Source organism: Pandoraea sp. ISTKB, from assembly GCF_001721285.1.
Classification (GTDB): domain Bacteria; phylum Pseudomonadota; class Gammaproteobacteria; order Burkholderiales; family Burkholderiaceae; genus Pandoraea; species Pandoraea capi.
On record NZ_MAOS01000036.1, the window covers coordinates 56,114 to 76,899 of the forward strand.

16 protein-coding genes are annotated in these 20,786 nt (G+C 64.5%); 7 read left to right on the forward strand and 9 right to left on the reverse strand.

The features are described from left to right. Nucleotides 1-56 precede the first annotated feature (56 nt). Nucleotides 57-2,162 (reverse strand): NAD(+) synthase, encoded by a 2,106-nt coding sequence (locus A9762_RS13860; RefSeq protein ID WP_069342592.1) that lies wholly within the window; start codon nucleotides 2,160-2,162, stop codon nucleotides 57-59. Between the two features lie 202 nt (nucleotides 2,163-2,364). Then, nucleotides 2,365-3,501 carry a GNAT family N-acetyltransferase gene (locus tag A9762_RS13865; RefSeq protein WP_069342593.1) on the reverse strand — a complete coding sequence of 379 codons (1,137 nt, stop codon included), beginning with the start codon at nucleotides 3,499-3,501 and terminating at the stop codon, nucleotides 2,365-2,367. 188 nt (nucleotides 3,502-3,689) lie between these two features. Between A9762_RS13865 and A9762_RS13870 the strand changes: the two genes are divergently transcribed. Next, complete coding sequence (locus A9762_RS13870; RefSeq protein ID WP_069342594.1) at nucleotides 3,690-4,304, forward strand: NAD(P)H-dependent oxidoreductase; 615 nt, start codon at nucleotides 3,690-3,692, stop codon at nucleotides 4,302-4,304. Nucleotides 4,305-4,339: 35 nt separating this feature from the next. Next, nucleotides 4,340-4,942, forward strand: coding sequence for a TetR/AcrR family transcriptional regulator (locus tag A9762_RS13875; protein WP_069342595.1), 603 nt, complete (start codon nucleotides 4,340-4,342; stop codon nucleotides 4,940-4,942). Nucleotides 4,943-5,140: 198 nt separating this feature from the next. Here the strand turns inward: A9762_RS13875 and ppa are convergent, their stop codons facing one another. Together ppa and A9762_RS13885 are read right to left on the reverse strand one after the other, a co-directional pair. Further along, entirely contained in the window at nucleotides 5,141-5,668 is a 528-nt protein-coding gene (ppa, locus tag A9762_RS13880) for an inorganic diphosphatase (protein ID WP_069342596.1), read from the reverse strand. Between the two features lie 166 nt (nucleotides 5,669-5,834). Beyond that, complete coding sequence (locus A9762_RS13885) at nucleotides 5,835-6,995, reverse strand: alpha-hydroxy acid oxidase (RefSeq protein ID WP_069342597.1); 1,161 nt, start codon at nucleotides 6,993-6,995, stop codon at nucleotides 5,835-5,837. 140 nt (nucleotides 6,996-7,135) lie between these two features. Between A9762_RS13885 and A9762_RS13890 the strand changes: the two genes are divergently transcribed. Beyond that, nucleotides 7,136-8,011 carry an IclR family transcriptional regulator gene (locus A9762_RS13890; protein WP_069342626.1) on the forward strand — a complete coding sequence of 292 codons (876 nt, stop codon included), beginning with the start codon at nucleotides 7,136-7,138 and terminating at the stop codon, nucleotides 8,009-8,011. Between the two features lie 70 nt (nucleotides 8,012-8,081). Here A9762_RS13890 and dapA read toward each other — a convergent pair whose 3' ends face one another. The 5 genes from dapA to A9762_RS13915 form a co-directional block, all read right to left on the reverse strand. Then, the gene (gene dapA / locus A9762_RS13895; RefSeq protein WP_069342598.1) at nucleotides 8,082-8,993 is read right to left on the reverse strand and encodes a 4-hydroxy-tetrahydrodipicolinate synthase; all 912 of its coding nucleotides are present in this window, start codon (nucleotides 8,991-8,993) and stop codon (nucleotides 8,082-8,084) included. 52 nt (nucleotides 8,994-9,045) lie between these two features. After that, nucleotides 9,046-10,752 carry an ABC transporter permease subunit gene (locus A9762_RS13900; RefSeq protein WP_083253921.1) on the reverse strand — a complete coding sequence of 569 codons (1,707 nt, stop codon included), beginning with the start codon at nucleotides 10,750-10,752 and terminating at the stop codon, nucleotides 9,046-9,048. 108 nt (nucleotides 10,753-10,860) lie between these two features. Then, complete coding sequence (locus A9762_RS13905; protein WP_069342600.1) at nucleotides 10,861-11,973, reverse strand: ABC transporter ATP-binding protein; 1,113 nt, start codon at nucleotides 11,971-11,973, stop codon at nucleotides 10,861-10,863. A gap of 45 nt (nucleotides 11,974-12,018) precedes the next feature. Further along, nucleotides 12,019-13,146, reverse strand: coding sequence for an ABC transporter substrate-binding protein (locus tag A9762_RS13910; protein WP_206093581.1), 1,128 nt, complete (start codon nucleotides 13,144-13,146; stop codon nucleotides 12,019-12,021). A 133-nt stretch (nucleotides 13,147-13,279) separates the two neighbouring features. Next, nucleotides 13,280-14,716, reverse strand: coding sequence for an FAD-binding oxidoreductase (locus tag A9762_RS13915; RefSeq protein ID WP_069342601.1), 1,437 nt, complete (start codon nucleotides 14,714-14,716; stop codon nucleotides 13,280-13,282). A gap of 270 nt (nucleotides 14,717-14,986) precedes the next feature. On the opposite strand from A9762_RS13915, the gene A9762_RS13920 reads away from it, so the two are divergent. From A9762_RS13920 to A9762_RS13935, 4 genes are all read left to right on the forward strand, one after another. Beyond that, on the forward strand, nucleotides 14,987-16,462 hold the full coding sequence (locus A9762_RS13920; protein WP_069342602.1) for an aldehyde dehydrogenase family protein: 1,476 nt from the start codon (nucleotides 14,987-14,989) through the stop codon (nucleotides 16,460-16,462). Between the two features lie 141 nt (nucleotides 16,463-16,603). Continuing rightward, nucleotides 16,604-17,362, forward strand: coding sequence for an SDR family oxidoreductase (locus A9762_RS13925; protein ID WP_069342603.1), 759 nt, complete (start codon nucleotides 16,604-16,606; stop codon nucleotides 17,360-17,362). Between the two features lie 128 nt (nucleotides 17,363-17,490). Then, the gene (locus A9762_RS13930; RefSeq protein ID WP_069342604.1) at nucleotides 17,491-18,807 is read left to right on the forward strand and encodes an MFS transporter; all 1,317 of its coding nucleotides are present in this window, start codon (nucleotides 17,491-17,493) and stop codon (nucleotides 18,805-18,807) included. A gap of 200 nt (nucleotides 18,808-19,007) precedes the next feature. After that, on the forward strand, nucleotides 19,008-20,519 hold the full coding sequence (locus A9762_RS13935; RefSeq protein WP_069342605.1) for an MDR family MFS transporter: 1,512 nt from the start codon (nucleotides 19,008-19,010) through the stop codon (nucleotides 20,517-20,519). The last annotated feature ends 267 nt before the right edge of the window (nucleotides 20,520-20,786 follow it).

Genomic DNA, 20,786 nt, shown 5'->3' on the forward strand with positions numbered 1-20,786 from the left:
GTACCGGTCCGGGACGGCACGCCGATGACAGCGCGTGCGCCCGTCCCCACAAGGGTTCACGCGTGCGGATCGTCCGGCACGGTGTCCAGATCCGCGAGCCACACCACCGACTCCGAATCGCTCGGCGCACGCCAGTCGCCGCGCGGCGAGAGCGAGCCGCCCGTGCCGACCTTCGGCGCATTCGGAATACACGAACGCTTGAACTGGCTGGTGCGGAAGAACCGATCCAGGAAGATGCGCAGATTGCGCTTGATCGCCACCAGATCATAGGCGTTGTGCGCCTGATGTCCCTCGTCCGGCCAACGCCCCCGAGAGGCGTCGTGCCACGCGCTCCACGACAGGAACGCCACCTTGCGCGGCGCGTAACCGAAGCGCAGCGTGTAGTAGAGGTTGAAGTCCTGCAATTCGTACGGCCCGATGAAATGCTCGGTGCGCTGCTCGGGCGCGCCATTGGCCTTGCCGGGCACGAGTTCGGGGCTGATTTCCGTCTCGAGAATATCGATGAGGACGTTGCGACGCGCAGCGCTATCCTTGCCTTCCTTGCCTGCCTTGGCAGCTTTCGCCGCCGCACCGCCCAGTTGCCCGGTCTCGGCCACCCACCGCACGAGGTGCATGATGAGCGTTTTGGGCACGCTGGCGTTCACGTTGTAGTGCGACATGTGATCGCCCACGCCGTACGTGCACCAGCCCAGCGCCAGTTCGCTCAGATCGCCGGTGCCGATCACGATGGCCCCGAGATGATTCGCCAGTCGGAACAGGTGATTGGTACGCTCGCCCGCCTGCACGTTCTCGAACGTGACATCGTAGACTTCCTCGCCCTTCGCGAACGGATGATCGAGGTCCTCCAGCATCTGCATGCAGCTCGGACGAATATCGATCTCGCGCGCCGTGCAGCCCACGACTTCCATCAGCTCACGCGCCTGACGCAGCGTGCGCTCACTGGTGGCGAACCCCGGCATCGTGTACGCCAGAATATTCGTGCGTGGCAATCCGAGCCGGTCCATGACCTTCGCGCAGACGAGCAGGGCATGCGTCGAGTCCAGCCCGCCGGACACGCCGATCACAACCTTCTGAATCTTCGACGACGCCAGACGCTGCATCAGCGCCTGCACCTGGATGTTGTAGACCTCGTGGCAACGCTCGTCACGACGCTGCGCGTCGGACGGCACATACGGGAAGCGGGCGATGGCGCGCGCGAGCGGCAGTTCCGTGTCGCGCGGCAGCGTGACGTCCACTTTGATCGTGCGAAAGCGGGCGACCTCGTCGGCATGACGCCGCACCGACACGCCGAACGTCGTCTGATGCATGCGCTCGCGCGCGAGCCGTTCCAGATCGACGTCCGCGAAAATCAGATGCGACTCGCTGGCGAAGCGCTCGGACTCGGCGAGCATGTCGCCGTTCTCATAGATGAGGGCCTGTCCGTCCCAGGCGAGATCGGTGGTCGACTCACCCTGCCCGGCGGACGTGTACAGATACGCCGCGAGGCAGCGCGCCGACTGCTGACCGACCAGTTGATGGCGATAAGCCGACTTGCCGACGACCACGTTCGAGGCCGAGAGATTGACGAGCACCGTCGCCCCGGCCAGCGCCGCGAAGGACGACGGCGGCACCGGCACCCACACGTCTTCGCAAATCTCGCAGTGAAAGCGCAGCAGCGGCTGATCGGCCGCTTCGAAGATCAGCGAGCCGAACGGCACGTCTTCGCCCAGCAGCGACACGGTATCGACACCGGCGTCGTCCGCCGCATTGAACTGACGCGCTTCGTAAAACTCGCTGTAGTTCGGCAGATACGTCTTGGGCACGACGCCATGGATACGGCCACGCGCCACGACGACCGCGCAATTGAACAACCGCTGCTGCACGCGCACCGGCATGCCGACAATCAGCGCCGCCCCGAGTTCGCGGCTCGCGGCCACGATCTCGGCCAGCGCGGCGTCGCAGGCATCTTGCAGCGCGCGTTGCTGGAACAGGTCTTCGCAGCTATAGGCGGGAATCCCCAATTCGGGGAAGGCAACGAGCACGGCGCCTTCGGCATCGGCCTGTCGGGCCAGTGCAATGGTCTGCGCGGCGTTGAAAGCGGGATCGGCGACGCGGCATTGCGGCACACCAACGGCCACACGCGCGAAATCGTGATTGTAGAGATTGAGGAATCGGTTGGTCATGTCGACGGCTATCAGGCATCGCCCGTGCGCCGTGGCGTCGGCAGGCGGGGCCGCCACGAAAGGGTCGGCCGGCGCGCCCGCCCGGCGCGAGCGGCGGACGTGTAAGACGTGAGGGACATTGGATTCGCCAGTATATTACGCGCGCCCCGCCCTTGCCCGGCCTCGTATCGGCAGCGTCCTGCCTATGCCAGCTTAAACCTGCCTATGCGACGGGGCGCTTGAACGGCGTGTGCGCCTCCAGCTCACCGATGTGCTCGTCCATCGCGGACGTCTCCCGGTCAAGAAAATCCTCGATCGCCTGAGCGAATCGCGCGTCGGCAATCCAGTGTGCGGACCATGTGGGCGTAGGCAGCAGCCCCCGCGACATCTTGTGCACGCCCTGCGCACCGCCTTCGAAGCTGCGCAATCCGTGCGCAATGCAGTACTCGATGCCCTGCGCGTAGCAGGTTTCGAAGTGCATGCCGGAGACGAAATCCGTGGTCCCCCAATAGCGCCCGAACATCGTGTCGCCGCTCACCACATTGAGCGCACAGGCCAGCGGCTCGCCCTCGCGCTCCGCCATCACGAGCAGCAAGGCGTCTGGCATTGCCGCATGCACCTGCGCGAAGAAGTCTCGCGTCAGATACGGGGCGTTCCAATGCTCGCGGTAGGTGTTTTCGTAGCACTGGTAGAAAAAGTCGAGTGCGGCGGCGTCAAGCTCGGCACCGCGCAGCCAGCGATAGGTCACCCCGGCTTCCCGCACGCGTCGCCGGTCCTGCTTCAACTTCTTGCGCTTTTCCTGATTCATCTGAGCGAGGAAGTCGTCGAACGTGGCGAAGCCCGGATTCTCCCAGTGAAACTGCACGCCTTCACGCAGCATGTAGCCGGCTTCCGTCAGCGCTGCCAGATCGTCGTCGTGCGTGAACAGCACGTGAATAGACGACAGTTCCAACTGCTTGGCAAACGCAATCGCGCCGCGCGCCAGTGCCACGCGATCGGCATGCGTGCGCGCGAGCAGACGCGGCCCCGTCACCGGAGAGAACGGCACCGCGCAAAGCAGCTTTGGGTAGTACTCGAGACCATGGCGCGCAAACGCATCGGCCCAGGCGTGATCGAAGACATACTCACCACGGGAATGCGATTTGACGTAGAGCGGCATCGCGCCGACGAGCACGTCGTCGGCATGCATCAGCAGATAGGTCGGCTGCCAGCCAGTCCCCTTCGACGCGCATCCCGTCTCATGCATGGCATGCAAAAACGCGTGCTGCACAAATGGGTTATCCCCCGCGAGCGCATTCCACGCGTCGGCGGGCACGTCTTCAATCGATTGCACTACACGGATGACTACGTCGCTGCTCACTTCTCACCTCGTCTGCAAACCGGACAACCCCGGGATCGCCAACCGGACACCGGCACCGGTATCGAACCCAATCACTGGCGGCCATTGTCGCCGAACTTGCCCTCGCCTTCAGACGAACATTGCGTGAAAAGACAACCTACCAAAAGTAAGTTACTATTGGTAACTTATTCTCTTAACCGGAATTCCTCATGCATGCACTCGTAGTCGTCGCGCATCCCGAACCGCACTCATTGACGCACGCCATCGCCGCCCAAATTGCGCACGGGATCGCTGCGTCGCCGCCCCTGCCCGGCAGTCATCTCGGGCACTCCGTCGAGATGGCCGATCTGTCGGCAGAAGGGTTCGATCCGCGTTTCACGCTTCACGACATGGCGGCATTTCGGAAATCCGGCACCGCCCCTGCCGACATCGTGGCCGAGCAGGCGCGCATCGATCGTGCCGACGCGCTCGTCATCGTCTACCCGATTTACTGGTGGTCGTTCCCCGCATTGCTCAAAGGATGGATCGATCGCGTATTCACGCAGGGTTGGGCCTATGAAGACGTGACGGTGGGCAAGTCGTTGAAAAAGCTACAACGTCTGCGCGTGCACCTCGTCGCCATTGGCGGCGCGGACCAGCGAACGATGGCGCGTCACGGCTACTTCGGCGCGATGAAGACCCAGATCGATCACGGGATTTTCGAATACTGCGGCGCACAGGTCGTCACATCGGAGTTGCTCTTGGCCTCCGACACCGGCTACCCTGAGGCCCATCTCGAGATGGCGCGCGGCTTCGGCAAAAAGGTCTTCGCGCATCCCGACTAACGCCTTTGCCCCGTTCGCATCAACGCTTCCCGACCATGAACCCAGCCACCGATGATCTACCCCGCCGCCGCCTGCCTCGTGAGGTACGCACGCGACAGTTGCTCGACGTGGCATGGGCGCTCATCGGCGAGCATGGGACCGATGCCCTCACGCTGGGGCGTCTGGCGCAAGAGGCTGGGGTGACGAAGCCGGTGGTGTACGATCACTTCGGCTCACGCAACGGCCTGCTGGCTGCGCTGTACCGCAGCTTCGACGAGCGCCAGACCGTGGTCTTCGACGATGCCGTCGCGGCGGCGAAAGCCAGCTTGCAGGACAAGGCCCGCGTGATCGCGTCGAGCTATGTGACGTGTGTGCTGACGCAGGGGCGCGAAATCCCCGGTGTGCTTGCGGCGCTGAGCGGCTCCACCGAGCTTGCCGCCGTGAAGCGTCAGTATCAGCAGTCGTTCATCGCGAAGTGCGCGGGAATTCTCGCGCCGTTTGCCGGGCCGGACGGCATCTCCACGCCGGCGATGTGGGGCATGCTCGGGGCCGCCGATGCGCTCTCGGATGCCGCCGTGACCGGAGATGTCACCCCCGACGACGCGCGCGCGGAACTTCAGCAGACCATCATCGCGATGGTCAGACGACACAAGGCGTGAGTCCGTCGCGGCACCCCGGCAGCGGTGACGCGCGATAGAAACATGAGCAACATGAGCGCATAAGCGGCACGACTGACCGCCCCGCGACGCCGTCAATACGTCTGATCGCCCACGCACCAACAAAAAACCCGGCACCTGGCCGGGTTTCTCATTGACGTCGACACGCGACGCCAGGGTAATGCAATCGCGGGAAATCGCTTACTTCTTGACGTTAGCGACGCCGTCGAGAATTTCCTTGTGGGCGGCTTCGATGCCTTTCCAGCCGTCGATCTTCACCCACTTGCCCTTCTCGAGCGCCTTGTAGTTCTCGAAGAAGTGCTTGATCTGGTCCTTGAGGTACTCCGGCACGTCGTCGATCGACTTCATGTGTGCCGTCATCGGGCAGATCTTGTCGACCGGCACGACGACCAGCTTGGCATCCACGCCCGACTCGTCGGTCATGTTGAGCAGGCCGAGGGCACGGCAGCGCACGACAGCGCCGGCGAGCAGCGGGAACGGCGTGATGACCAGTGCGTCGACGGGGTCGCCGTCGCCCGACAGCGTTTGCGGAATGAAACCGTAGTTGGCCGGGTAGCGCATGCCCGTGCCGATGAAGCGGTCAACCACCAGCAGACCCAGTTCCTTGTCAGCCTCGTACTTCACCGGATCGCTTTGCGCCGGGATCTCGATGATGACGTTGAAATCGTTGGGAAGGTCCTTACCGGCGGGCACGTTATTGAAGCTCATGATGGCATTCCTGTGTATGAAAGAGGGCGTGCCGTCGTGCAGCGCGAACCGTCATCGATCGCCGTTAATCAGAAGTGAATCCGAAATTAACCCGCCGAAGACGCCGCCGCCCGACGGCAATCGGGCGCGGAACATTATAGCGGGTTTGACCGATTTGCCCGTCCCGTCACAGCGACGGCAGCTTTGCCAGCCGCTGCGGCGTGAGGTCGTCCACACCGGCGCACCCGAGCAGTTGCAGCGTGGTGCGCAACTCGCCCAGCAGTAATTCGAGCACGCCCGCGACACCCTGCCCGCCGCGTGCGGCCACGCCGTACAACGGCGCGCGCCCGAGCAGCACCCCCTTCGCCCCGAGCGCCACAGCCTTGGCGACGTCGCCACCGCGCCGCACGCCGCCGTCGAGGAAGACGGACAAGGGCCGACCGCCCGCGTTCACGGCATCCACGATCATCGGCAACGCCTCGACCGGTGCGAGCGTGCTGCCCAACTGGCGTCCGCCATGGTTGGAGACGACGATGCCGTCTGCGCCATGGACCTGCGCCTGACGCGCATCGTCGACCGTCAGAATGCCTTTGACGAGCACTTCACCGGGCCAGTGACGCCGCACCCAGGCGAGGTCGTCCCAACTGAGCGACAGGTCCATCTGACGGCTGAGCATCGCCGCGTGACGCGCCAGATCGGCCCGCTCGCCCACGCTCTTCGCGATGTTGCGCAGTTGCGGCGCACCGCCCACGAGCATCTGCCAGCTCCAGTGCGGATGCCGCATGCAATCGGCCACCAGTCGCGGCGTAAAACGCAACGGCAGCTTGAAGCCGTTACGCGTGTCGTGATCGCGCTTGCCGTGGACCGGCGTGTCGACGGTCAGCATCAAGGTGCGAAAGCCCGCTTCGCGCGCCCGGCGCATCATGCTCTCGGCAATGCGCCGGTCCTGCTGCACATACAGTTGCAGCCACAACTCGCCGTCCGGCACGGCAGCGCGCACGTCTTCGAGCAAGGAGGTGGAGGCCGTCGAGAGAACGAAAGGCAGACCGGCGTCGGCCGCCGCGCGTGCCAGCAGTTCGTCGGCACGCGGCCAGAACAGGCCGTTGAGGCCCGTGGGACCGACGACCATCGGGGCAGCGGCGGCACGCCCCCAGAAGGTCGTCTGACTCGTCGTTTGCGAGATGTCCTGCATCACGCGCGGCGCAAATCCCCATTGCCCGAACGCCTCGCGATTGCGGCGCAGGGCCTCGCCATCTTCCGCCCCGCCTTCCAGATAATCGAACGCCAGCTTCGTCAGACGGCGGCGCGCCGCCAGACGGTAATCCTCCACGCAGGAAAACGCGTGCATTGCTCCCCCTGTCCTCATGTTCCCGATCACGTCCACAGGCTTTCGCCGTCGGCCCTGCCCTCAGGGAAAGTTCGCTACTTGGGCACAAACAATTGCATTACAATCACAATCATTACAATCCGAACATACTCGCACACCCCATGCCGCGCTCACCCGCCGGGTCGTCGCGCTCGACGCACGACACTTCCGCCGACTCCGCCAGCCCTGCTTCCGCAGCGTCTGCGACGGCGCCGTCCCCTTCGCGTTCGTCGCTCTTCGTCGGCTCGACCGAGAAGACGTTTCAGGTGCTGCACGCATTCGACGGCCCTGCGCGCTACATGACGCTGGGTGACATCGCAAAAGCGGCCGACCTCGACCGCAGCGCGACCCAACGGCTCGTGCATACGCTCGAAGCGCTCGGCTATCTCTTCCGGGTGCCGGAAACGCGCACCTACGGGCTGACGACCAAGGTGTTGCAGTTCTCGTACAACTACATCCGCGCGAACGAGCTGGTCGACAAAGCCTCGCCGTACCTGCTCGACATCAGTCGCCGTGTGGGCGAGACGACCAACCTCCAGGAACTCGACGGCCACGAGATCGTGTTCGTCGCGCGCTTTCCCGGTCAGCATCTCGTGAACATCGACATCGTGGTGGGCGCACGCCTGCCCGCCATGTTCACCGCCTCGGGCATCGCGATCCTGTCGCGCCTGCCGGATACGCGCGTGCGCGAAATCCTGTCGGGCACGGCGCTCGAACCCATGACGCCGTACACGCTGATCGACGAGAAGAAGCTGCTCGAACGGATTCAGATGACCGCGCGCCGCGGCTACGCCATCGTCGAGAACGAGACCGTGATGGGCGACATTTCAGTCGCCGCGCCGATCACCGATCACGACGGTCATGCCGTGGCCGCCATCAACATCTCGGTGCCGACCTCGCGCTGGACGCGTGAGCGCGCGGAAGCCGAACTCGCCCCGCACATTCAGGTCGCCGCCACCTCGATCTCGAAGTCGCGACTGTCGACGTTCCGACGCTGAACGTCGACACCGCCTTCGGGCGATGGCGCAACGCGCCGCCGCCCGAGCAGCATCGACGTCGCCAACCTAATCAACGTCCTTCGAAAATCGCCAGCTGACGCTTCAGTTCCTCGCGCAACTCGGCCGACAGCGCCGGTGCCGGCGGCACCAGCGGGGCGAGCATCGCCGGGGCGTTCACACCGATCAGATCCATCACCGACTTCATCGGGCCCGGGTTCGTTTCGGCGAATGCAAGATTCATCAGCGGAATCAGCGAGCGGTGCAGTTCCAGCGCATCGGCCGTCTTGCCTTCCGACGCCAGCGTGAAGATGCGTTGCCATGCCGTGGGCAGCAGCGACGCCGTCACCACGATCCCGCCACGCGCACCGGCCGCGATATGCAACGGGAACAGCGTGTCTTCCCCGCTCAGCACCGCAAACGATTCGTCGACACCCGCCACCGTGCGCAGGAAATGCCACATGTCGGTGTTGCATGCCTTCATGCCGATGATGTTCTCGTGGCGCGACAGCTCGTGCAGCACTTCCGGGGCGATCGCGATACGCGTGCGATACGGAATTTCGTAGATGAGGATCGGCAGCGGCGACTCGTCGGCGTAACGCAGGAAGTAGTCGCGGATACCGGCTTGCGTCGGGTTCGTGTAGTACGGCGTGAGCACCAGCAGCCCGTCGGCACCGGCAGCGGCGAAGTCGCGACCGGCCTCGATGGCGTCGTGATACCCCGGGTCGAGCACGCCTGCGATGACCGGCACGTCGCGGCCGTGCGCCTTCACTTCCTGCGCCGTGAGTTCGGCCATGCGCACCCGCTCGGCACGCGAGAGCGCGCCGTACTCACCGGTGCCGCCCAGCGGCACCACGCCGTCGATGCCCTGCGCCAGCAAGTAGCGCATGAGCGCGCGGGCGGCATCGGTGTGAATCGTGTCGTCGGCGTTCACCGGCGTGGGGATCGCCGGGAAAATGCCCTTGAGTTGTTCGGAGCGAAGCATGAGTTAAACGTCCGTGAATCGTGAGTTCGTGGAAATCGGATACCGCATCGGTTCAGGTAGCCAGGCTGCGACGGCGCAGACGCTCGGCCACCCAGATGAGTGCGGCGATGAAAAGGAACAGGCACGTGGAGACCGCGGCGATCACCGGCGAGATCTGCATCGTGATTTCGTCCCAGAATTGCTTGGGCAACGTGGTCGACAAGCCGCCCGACGTGAACAGGGCAATCGTCAGTTCGTCGAACGACGTGGCGAACGCGAACAGGAACGACGAGAGCAGACCGGCGCCGAGAATCGGGAACGTCACGCGACGCAGCGTCGCCCACGGACGCGCGCCGAGGCTATAAGCGGCCAGATCGAGACGCGTGTCGTAGTTGCGCAGCACCGCCATCATCGTGATGACGACATAGGGCACGGCCACGACGGTGTGTGCGAGCGTTAGTCCGACGCTGGAACCGACCAGCCCGACCTTGGCGAAGAAATAGAACACGCCCACGGCCAGGATCATGCGCGGCACAACGATGGGGGCGAGCACGAAGGCAAGCATTGCCGACTTGCCGCGCATGCCGCCACGCACCAGCAGGAACGCAGCCGGTGTGCCGATCAGCATCGACAGCAGCCCTGCACCGATGCCCACGAGCATCGAACGCGTGACGGCCTGCATCCACAGCGGCGAATCCCAGATCTGCTGATACCACTGGAGCGAGAAGCCCTTGGGCGGCCACGCCAGCCCCGACGCCGAATCGAACGACATCGGAATCATCAGCAGCGCGGGCGCAGCGAGGAACACGACCAGCAGGAAGACGACCACACGCAGCAACGGCCCGTCGCCCTGCTCGCCCTTGTGACGCGGCAACACACGCAGCAGCAGATCGGTGGCGCTGCCAAGCGTGGCGAGCACCTTCTCACCGAGCGAACGGCTCCAGCCGCCACGACGCTTGCCTGTCTTCGCGTCGCCCGCGCCGCCAGCCATCGTCGAGAGGCCGACCATGCGGTCGTAGACGAAGAACACGACCAGCACCACGGCAAGCAACAGCACGGAAATCGCACCGGCAAAGCCCCAGTTCAGCGCCTGCATCACCTGATCGATGATGAGCTGCGTGATCATGGTTTCGTGACGTCCGCCGAGCAGCGTCGGCGTGATGAAGAAGCCGATCGCGGTGACGAACACCATCAGCGCACCGGCCGCCACGCCCGGCAGCGACAACGGGAAGTACACGCGCCAGAAGACCGTACCGGGACGCGCGCCGAGCGTCGAGGCTGCGCTCGGCAGACGACGGTCGATGTTCTCCATCACGGAGAGCATCGTGAGTACCGCCAGCGGCATGAGCGCATGCACCATCCCCAGCACGACGGCCGGGAAGCTGTAGAGCAGCGAGAGCGGCTGATCGATCAGACCGAGATCGAGCAGCGTGCGGTTGACGACCCCGTTACGGCCGAGCAGCACCACCCATGCGAACGTGCGCACGAGGAAGCTCGTCCAGAACGAGAGCAGCAGCCAGAACAGCAGACGCTGCTTGCGCGCACCACTGAGCGTGGAGAGCCGGTAGGCAATCGGATACCCCGTGAGCACCGCGAAGAAGGTCGTGTACAACGAGACCTTCAGGGTAATGAGGAGCACCTCGACATACACCGACGAGGCGAACAGCCGCTGGTACTCGGCGAAGGTGAAACCGCTCTCGCCGCGAATGCTCAGCAGCAGCAACTGGCCGACCGGATAGATCAGCATCACCGCCAGGAGGATGACGATGGGCGCGGCCATGAACAGCGGGCGCAGACGCGCACGCCACGGCGAGCGGCGCGGCGTCGGCTGCACCGGTTGCGAGGGTTGGGAGGACGAAGGGCGAACCACGGCGGAAGCACTCATGACTTACCCCGCGATCGCCACGGCGTCGTCGGCGTGCCAGGCGAGGCCCAGCGTCTGACCGATTTCGTAACGGTTACCCTGGCGATGCGTCGGGAAGGCCGCCACGAGCGACTTGCTCGCGTCGCCGCCCGTCACCGCCGATTGCAGATACAGCTTCGTCATGCCGCCAGTGACCATGATGTCGGTGAGCTTCGCCGAAATCGTGGCCACACCGTCGGCGCCCGATCGACCGTCGTGAATGTGCAGGTTCTGCGGACGCAGCATGAGCTTGACCGGACGGCCGCGCTCGATCTGCGCGTCGTAGACCATCGCGCCGGCACCACCGGTGGCATCGACACCCGGCATCGCCACGCGCACCTGATCGCCCGCACGTTCGAGCACCGTGGCGTCGAGCAGATTGGATTCACCGAGGAAGTCGGCAACGAACACGCTCTTCGGACGGAAATACAGATCGTCCGGCGTGCCCAGTTGCGCGATCTCGCCGGCGTTCATCAGGCAGATGCGATCGGACATCGTCATCGCTTCTTCCTGATCGTGCGTGACGTACACGATGGTGGTGCCGAGCTCACGGTGGATGCGCTTGATTTCGAGCTGCATGTGATCGCGCAGCTTCTTGTCGAGCGCGCCCAGCGGCTCGTCCATCAGGATGATCGACGGCCGGTAGACCATGCAGCGCGCCAGCGCAATACGTTGCTGCTGACCACCCGAGAGTTCGCGCGGATAGCGCTCTGCCACGTGCGGCAGATGCACCATTTCCAGCGCGTTCATGACCATCTTGCGAGCCTCGGCGGCATCAACGCGACGCATCTGCAACGGGAACGCGATGTTTTCCGCCACCGTCATGTGGGGGAACAGCGCGTAGTTCTGGAACACCATGCCGATGTCGCGCTCGTACGGCGCACCGTACGTGACATCGGCCCCATTGATGCGGATAGCGCCCGCATCGGGCTGCGACAGACCGGCGATGAGCGAGAGCAACGTGGTCTTGCCCGAGCCGCTGGGGCCGAGCAAGGTCAGGAATTCGCCCTGGGCGACATCGAGATCGGTCGGCGCCAGCGCTACGAAATCGCCGTAGCGTTTGGACAGGCCCGAGACTTGAAGATTGGCAACGGTCATGAGATCAGCACCCCAAAAAACATGAAACGGAACGGCAGGTGAGGATCAGGTCAGGATCCAGCGGTTGAAACGTTCGAGCGCAACGCTCTGGTTCTGCTGCCAGAACTGGGCGTTGATGTGCACGCCGCTCTTCATGTTGTCCGGGAAGGTCGGGCAGTTCTTTGCGATCTCCGGCTTCACGTAGTTGAACGCTTCGGGCTGCGTCATGCCGGCGGGGAAGTACTTGACCAGTTCCGCCTGACGCTTCGGATCGCTCGCGAACTTGATGAACTCGCGGCAAGCGGCCGCGTTCGGCGTGCCCTTGAGAATCGACCAGTTATCGACACCCCAGATGTTCTGGTTCCAGACGATCTCGACCGGCACGCCGTTGGCCTGTGCCGACTGCGCACGCGAGGCCCACGTGGCGACCATGTCCACTTCGCCCGAGCCGAGCATCTGCTCGACCTGTGCACCGGTCGTCCACCACACGGCGACCTGCTTGGCGATCTTGTCCAGGCTCTTGAAAGCGCGGTCGAAGTCGCACGGATACACCGAGCCCGGCGCAACGCCGTCGGCGAGCAGCGCCTGCTCGATGGTGTCGAACGGATACTTGCGAATCGAGCGGCGGCCCGGGAAGTCCTTCACGTTCCACAGGTCGGCCCACGACGTCGGCGCCTTGCGGCCCTTGAACGCGTCGGTGCGATAGGCCAGCACCGTCGAGTAGACGTTGGTCCCCACGCCGAACGGCGACATGTACTGCTTCGGGATCTTGGCGATGGTCGGGTCCGACTCGAGACCGTGACGCTCCAGATACTCCTTGCCCCCGCCGGTCAGCAACAGGATCGCGGGCTGGCTGATCTTCGCCATGTCCCACGTATAGCTGCCGGCTTCGACCATGCTCTTGATCTGCGCGGTCGGCTCGGCGTTCGCCTGCACACCGACGACTTCGATGCCCGTCGCCTTGGCGAACGGCTTGTAGTACACGGCGTCGTACGCCTTCGTGTAGATGCCGCCGTCGTCACGCACGACGATGCGCTTGGACGCCGCACGCGACGGCGTCCACACGAACGGGAAGGCAACGGCGGCCGCGCCGACGAGCGCCGTCTTCATGGCCGTGCGACGGCCCGGTTGTGCGAGCGACGCTGCGTTGTTGTCTACGGAATCGAGCGGGCTTGCGGAGGTCTTGCGTTTCATCATGGTCTCCGGTCTTGACTGGGAGGGTGGGCGCGGCGACGGACGCGATTTCGGCACAGCCGCCGCGCGCGCAGTTATGGCAAAACAAACAGCAAAACGTGAAAAACGAAAATGTCGTGGATGTGCCGGCCGCTCAGGGAATGAGGCGCCCCGGGTTGAACAGCTGGTTCGGATCGAGCGCGGCCTTCACAGTGCGCATCAGGGCAAGCTCCGCCGGCGCCTTGTAGCGCTGCATCAGCGGCAGGCCCGTCTGGCCGACGCCGTGTTCCGCGCTGAACGTGCCCGACAGACGCGCCGCGACGTCGTTCACACAGGCGCGCATCGCGTCGCCCATGGCCGCGCTGTCGGCGAGCGCCGCCCACGCGGCGAACGAGAACATCGGAATGAAGTGCACGTTGCCGTCGCCCATGTGGCCGACGATGGCGATATCGAGCCCCGGCACGATGGCATGCACCGCACGCGTGGACGCTTCGATGAATTCGGGAACGCTCGACACCGGCACGGCGCAGTCGGTCGTGAGACCGATGGCGGCCTTCTTGTTCGCCTCGCTCACGCTGTGACGCACTTCCCACAGGTCGGCGCGCTGCGTTTCGTTCGCGGCAATGACGGCGTCTTCCACCAGCCCCTTCTCGATGGCGTCGCCCAACGTTTCGGTCAGTACGGCTTCGAGCCCTTCGGCGTCGCGCGTGTCGCCCAGTTCGACAAGCACGTGCCAGGCATGCGCGCCGGAGAGCGGATTGCGGCGATTCGGCACGTTCGCCAGCACCAGCTCCAACTGGTGACGATTCATGATTTCGAACGCGGACAGACGCGAGCCGCAGGCGTTCTGGAACATGCCGAGAATCTGCTGCGCGGCAGCCGGATCGCGCGGGGCGAACCAGGCAAGCGCGTGATGCGTGGGCAGCGGATGCAGCTTGAGCGCCGCCGCCGTGATGATGCCCAGCGTGCCCTCTGCGCCGATGAACAGATGCTTGAGATCGATGCCGGTGTTGTCCTTGCGCAGCGCGCGCAGTCCGTCCCAGACCGTGCCGTCGGCCAGCACGACTTCGAGACCCAGCACGTTCTCGCGGGTGTTGCCGTATCGCAGCACGCTCGTGCCGCCCGCATTGGTCGAGAGCGTGCCGCCGATCTGGCACGACCCCTCGGCGCCGAGACTGACCGGGTAGAGACGCCCGACGTCGGCCGCCGCATCCTGCACGGTTTTCAGAATGCACCCAGCTTCGACGACCATCGAGCCGTTGGCCGCGTCGATCTGACGGATATGACGCATGCGCGCCAGATTCAAGATCACAGGGGCCGGGCCGCCGGTTGCCGGCACCGCGCCGCCGCACAGGCTCGTATTACCACCCTGTGGGAGGATCGGCACCCCGGCAGCCGCGCACAGCTTCACAATGTCGCTGACCTGCTCGGTCGACGACGGCAGCACCACGCACAGGGCTTCGCCCCGGTAGCGCCCGCGCCAGTCTTCCGTGTAACCGGCGGTGTCGGGCTCGCTCGTGAGCACGGCATCCGCGCCCAGCGCGTCCTGCAACCGGTTCAACAGGGTCTCTTGCGTGACTGCGTCGTTCATTGCCTGCCTGCTCCTGAATGCGTCGGTTCGACTGCCCCGCTGCGTGCCTCGCCGTCTGCTATGACTGTACGCAACGAGCGGTGTTGCCATGCCAGACGCCCGTCTGGCGATTTGTTGTAATCAAGGATAGGCGAGAAAAAATTGCAATAAAATATCTTTAATTGCAATGCGCTCATTTTAGGTGTTTATGCGGATGTGACCCATACGGCGGTCAACGCTCTCGTGAGTTAAGTGATAATGGCTCCACCCTTCACACGAGGTGCCGTCGACATGCCCGAAGCTACACACTTCATCGGCAATCAGTGGGTTGCCCCCGCCAAACGCGCCGGGGTTTCCGCCGCTTCCGCAGGTGCCGCGAACACGGTCATTGCTGTCATCGATCCGTCCGACGGCCAGCCGTTCACCGAAATCGCCCGGGGCGACGCCGAAGACATCGACCGTGCCGTGCGCGCGGCGCGCGCCGCCTTCGACGGCGACTGGGGCCACACGGCCGCCGCCGAGCGCGGGCGCACGCTATACGCCCTCTCGACGCTGCTCGCCAAACATCAGGAAGAACTCGCACAACTCGAAGCCCGCGATACCGGCAAGCCGCTCAAGCAGGCGCGCGCCGACGCGGCGGCCATCGTGCGTTACTTCGAGTTCTACGCCGGCGCGGCCGACAAGCTCCATGGCGAGACCATTCCCTATCAGCAGGGCTTCACCGTCTTTACGGTGCGCGAGCCGCATGGCGTGACCGGTCACATCATTCCGTGGAATTACCCGCTGCAAATCTTCGGCCGTAGCGTCGCCGCAGCCCTTGCGACCGGCAACGCCTGTGTCGTCAAACCGGCCGAAGACGCCTGCCTGTCGCTGCTGCGGGTGGCCGAACTGTCGAAGGAAGCCGGTCTGCCCGCGGGCGCGCTCAACATCGTGACGGGTTACGGCGCCGAGGCCGGTGCGGCGCTCGCCCGGCATCCGGGCATCGACCACATCTCGTTCACCGGCTCGCCCGCGACCGGCACGCTGATCTCGCAGATGGCCGCCGAGCACCACACGCCGGTCACGCTCGAACTCGGCGGCAAGTCGCCGCAGATCGTCTTCGCCGATGCCGACATGGACGCCGTGCTGCCGGTCGTCGTGAACGCCATCGTGCAGAACGCCGGGCAGACATGCTCGGCAGGCAGCCGCCTGCTCGTGCAGCGCGACGCCTACGAAACCGTGCTCGCCCATCTGGCAGACGCGTTCGCACGCCTGCGCGTGGGACCGTCGCAGGACGATCTCGACCTCGGCCCGCTCATCAATGCCCGTCAGCAGCAGCGTGTGTGGGACTTCCTGTCCGAAGCGCAGCACGACGGCATTGCCGTCATGTCGCAGGGCGAAGTGATCGGCAGCGCGCCCGAAGCGGGGTTCTATCAGGCGCCCACGCTACTGCGCGACGTGCCGGACACGCATCGTCTGGCGCGCGAAGAAGTGTTCGGGCCGGTACTGGCGGCCATGCCCTTCACCGACGAAGCGGATGCCGTGCGTCTGGCCAACGGCACGCCTTACGGGCTCGCCGCCGGGGTCTGGACGCGCGACGGCGGACGACAGATGCGTCTGGCGCGCCACATCCGCGCAGGGCAGGTCTTCATCAACAACTACGGCGCAGGCGGTGGTGTGGAGTTGCCCTTCGGCGGCATGAAGCACTCCGGCCACGGCCGCGAGAAAGGCTTCGAAGCGCTTTACGGGTTCACGACGCTCAAGACCGTCGCCATCCGGCACGGTTGATACGCCGCACCCGGCAGTCCTCAGCATCACGCCACCTGAAGCAGATCGCAACGAACAGATCGCAGTGAAGCGCCAAAGGCTCCCTGACCACCGGGCGCTTCGCGTCGAAAAATGCACATCAGGGACCTTTGGAGACAAGGCATGCGTTTGCAAGAGAAAGTGGCTATCGTGACAGGCGCCGGATCGGGATTCGGCGAAGGCATTGCCAGGACGTTCGCACGCGAAGGCGCTGCTGTCATCGTGAACGATCTGAATCGCGAAGCCGGTGAGCGAGTGGCGCGCGAGATCGCCGACGCGGGCGGACGCGCCGCGTTCGTGTACGGCGACGTTTCCCTCGAAGGCGATCACGTCACACTACTCGACGAAGCCGTGACGCGCTTCGGACATCTCGACATCGTGGTCAACAACGCGGGCACCACGCACCGCAACAAGCCGTTGCTCGAAGTCACCGAGGCCGAGTTCGACCGTGTCTATGCGGTGAACGTGAAAAGCATCTTCTGGAGTGCGCGCGCGGTCATCCCGTATTTCCAGCAGCGCGGCGGCGGCGTGATGATCAACATCGCCTCGACGGCCGGGGTGCGCCCGCGTCCGGGCCTCGTCTGGTACAACGGCAGCAAAGGCGCCGTGATCACCGCAAGCAAGGCGATGGCCGCCGAATTCGGGCCGCAGAACATTCGCGTGAACTGCGTCAATCCGGTCATCGGCGACACAGGACTCACTGCCGAATTCATGGGTGTGCCCAACACGCCCGAGAACCGCGCCAAATTCCTCGCAGGCATTCCGCTGGGACGCTTCTCCACCCCCCAGGACATCGCCAACGCCTGTCTCTACCTCGCAAGCGACGACGCCGCCTTCATCACCGGCGTGTGCCTCGAAGTCGACGGCGGGCGCTGCATCTGAGGCGCGCTGCCCGAGTTCTCCCAACATCCGTACGCCGAAGTTCATTGCGTTTCCAGCAGTCGGTAGCACCCGTAGTTGTCACACAAACATAACTAGACAACACCTCGTCAAACCGGAGGAGATTCCGTATGAACAGCGTTCCGACGCCCCCCTCGTCAATGTCCGGCGCCCCCGATGCCGACTTCGAAGCTACCACGTACCGCAAGGTCGGCTGGCGGCTGATTCCGTTCCTGCTGCTGTGCTACGTGGTCGCGTATCTCGACCGCGTGAACGTGGGCTTCGCCAAGTTGCAGATGGTCGGCGACCTGCAATTCTCCGAGACGGTGTTCGGTCTGGGCGCCGGCATCTTCTTCATCGGCTACTTCATCTTCGAAGTCCCCAGCAACGTGATCCTGCATCGGGTGGGCGCGCGCGTGTGGATCGCGCGGATCATGATCTCGTGGGGCATCATTTCCGGCGCGACGATGTACGTCACCACGCCGTCGATGTTCTACGTCATGCGTTTCCTGCTCGGCGTGGCGGAAGCCGGTTTCTTCCCCGGCATCATCCTTTACATCACCTATTGGTACCCGGCGTCGCGGCGCGGGCGCATGACGGCGTGGTTCATGACGGCCGTGGCGCTCTCGGGCCTGATCGGCGGACCGCTCTCGGGCTGGATTCTCAAGGACATGAGCGGCGTGAACGGTCTGGCCGGATGGCAGTGGATGTTCCTGCTCGAAGCGATTCCGTCGGTCGTGATCGGCATTGCCGTGCTGTTCGTGCTCAACGACCGGATTCGCGATGCCAAATGGCTGAACGATGACGAGAAGGCACTGCTCGAACGCAACATCGCGAGCGACGTGCTGACCAAGGAAGACCTGCCGCTGCGTCAGGTGTTCTCCAGCCCGCGCGTGTGGATGATGAGCCTCATCTACTTCTCGTTCGTGATCGGCCTGTATGGCGTGGGCTTCTGGCTGCCGACGATCATCAAGAGCACCGGCGTGACGGACCCGTTGCAGATCGGGCTGCTCACCGCGATTCCGTACTTCTTCGCGGTGATCGCGATGGTGCTTGTGGGGCGTCGCTCGGATCTGCGCGGCGAGCGTCGCTGGCACATCGCGATTCCGGCATTCCTCGGCGCGATCGGCCTGTTCCTCTCGACAGTGTGGAGCCACAACACGCAACTCGCGATGGTCGCGCTCACGCTCGCCACGATGGGCATCATGATCGTGCTGCCGCTGTTCTGGAGTCTGCCCACGGCCTTTCTCGGCGGCACGGCGGCCGCCGCAGGTATCGCGATGATCAACTCGCTGGGCAATCTGGCCGGGTTCGTCGGCCCCTATCTCATCGGCTTTCTCAAGGACGCCACCCAAAGTACCAACAGCGGCATGTTCCTGCTCACCGTGTTCATGATTCTGGGCGGGTTGCTGACGCTGGCCGTCCCGGCGCGATTGGTGAATCAGTAGCCCGACTTGTCGGCACGACACACAGTTCGCTTGTCGAAACGGCGTCTTGATCGTCGAGACCGAGACGCCACGGGGCGACTGGCCGGGTCGCCACAGTGGGAGTAACATGTTTGGCAGAAATCAGGCCGTCCCCGCTCGGGACGGCTTGTTTTTTGCTCCCTGAGCGATTGCCCCCTGCCCCCTACGCTTCGCAGATTCGCATGCCCGCCAACGACTCACAGACGACGCCGGCCGGCGTCTCGCTCACGCCCAACGAGGTCAAGTCGATCCTCACGGGCCTGCTGCTCATCATGTTTCTCGGCTCGCTCGACCAGACCATCGTCGCGCCCGCCTTGCCGACCATTGCCCGAGACCTCGGCAGCTTCGACGCCGTCTCATGGGTCGTCACCGCCTACCTGCTGTCGTCGACGGCGATTACGCCCATCGTCGGCAAACTCTCCGACCTGTTCGGGCGACGCGTCGTGATCGCCGTGAGCGTCACCGTCTTTCTCGTGGGCTCGGTGCTGTGTGCGCTCGCGCCCAGCATGCTCGCGCTGATCCTTGCACGCGGCGTGCAGGGGTTGGGCGGCGGCGGATTGATCGCGCTGTCGAACACGGTGATTGCGGATATCGTTTCGCCGCGCGAGCGCGGCCGCTATCAGGGCTACATCTCGGGGATGTTCGCGGTCTCCGGCGTGGCCGGGCCGGTCACGGGCGGCGTGTTCGCCCAGTACCTCAACTGGACGCTCATCTTCTGGATCAACATTCCGCTCGGTCTGCTCGCGATCTATCTGAGCGACCGCGCGCTGCGACGTCTGCCGCGTCGCGACGGCAAGCCGAGCATCGACTATCTCGGCTCGCTGCTGCTGATCGTCGCCACCGTCTGCCTGCTGCTCGCGCTCACGTGGGGCGGGCATCGGTATGCGTGGGTGTCGGCGGAAATCGGCGGATTGGTCGTGGCTGCCGTGGTGATCGGCGCCGTGTTCCTGCGGCACCAACGTACGGTGCGCGAACCGTTGTTGCCCGTCGCGCTCCTCGCCAACCCGGTGTTTCGCATGACCTCGACGATGGCCGTGCTGGTGATGATGGTCAACATCAGCATCGGCATCTATGTGCCGCTCTATCTGCAACTGCAACGTGGTGAATCGGCCAGCAGTTCCGGGCTGATGCTGATCTTGCCGCTGCTCGGTATCGTGGTCGGCGCGCTTAGCGCCGGGCATTACATGCGCAAGACGGGACACTACAAGCGGCCGCCGCAGATCGGCCTGCCGGTGGCGTTTATCGGACTCGCGGTCATTGCCGCAGGGGTGCAGTCGTTGCCGCTCACGGTAATCGGCATCTGTCTCGGGTTGGTCGGGATCGGGTTCGGCTCTGCGATGCCGGTCATGACGGTGGCCACACAGAACGCCGTGGCGCCGCGCGACATCGGCATTGCCACGGCAGCGCATGCGTTCTTCCGCGCGCTCGGCGGCATGATCGGGGTGGCGATGTTCGGCGCGCTGATCGTCGGCTTGCTGGTCTCCGGCGACGACGGCAGCGCCCCGCGCGAACTCACCGACTTCCTGCGACCCGGCGGCGCCCCGGCCGGGATGACGGAACACCTGCGAATCGCATTCGGTGCGTTCTTCGGCGGCAGTGCGCTGATCGCCGCGCTGGCGATCGTCGCGCTGGGCCGTCTGCCGGAAATTCCGCTGCGTCAAAGCTCCGGGAACGAAGCGACGGCCATCGAGTAAAGCACGTCGGATCGCTCCGCGACGATCCGACAAGTCCTTCCAAGCCCGTCCAAGCCCTTCCCACGCGGGGATTTGCAGGTATCGCTCATCCCCGTACCGTTCCCCGTAGTTCGCCGACATTCCCGAAAGTGGTCCACCGATAGTGGCCTCACTGTGAGCACTCCTTTTCACACATCGAGGAGTTAGTCATGGGCGGCACTCAACCACTATCGGGGGCAAAGCCTACGAATCAAGTGCAGTATTCGACATTCGAACCGCAATCGTCCG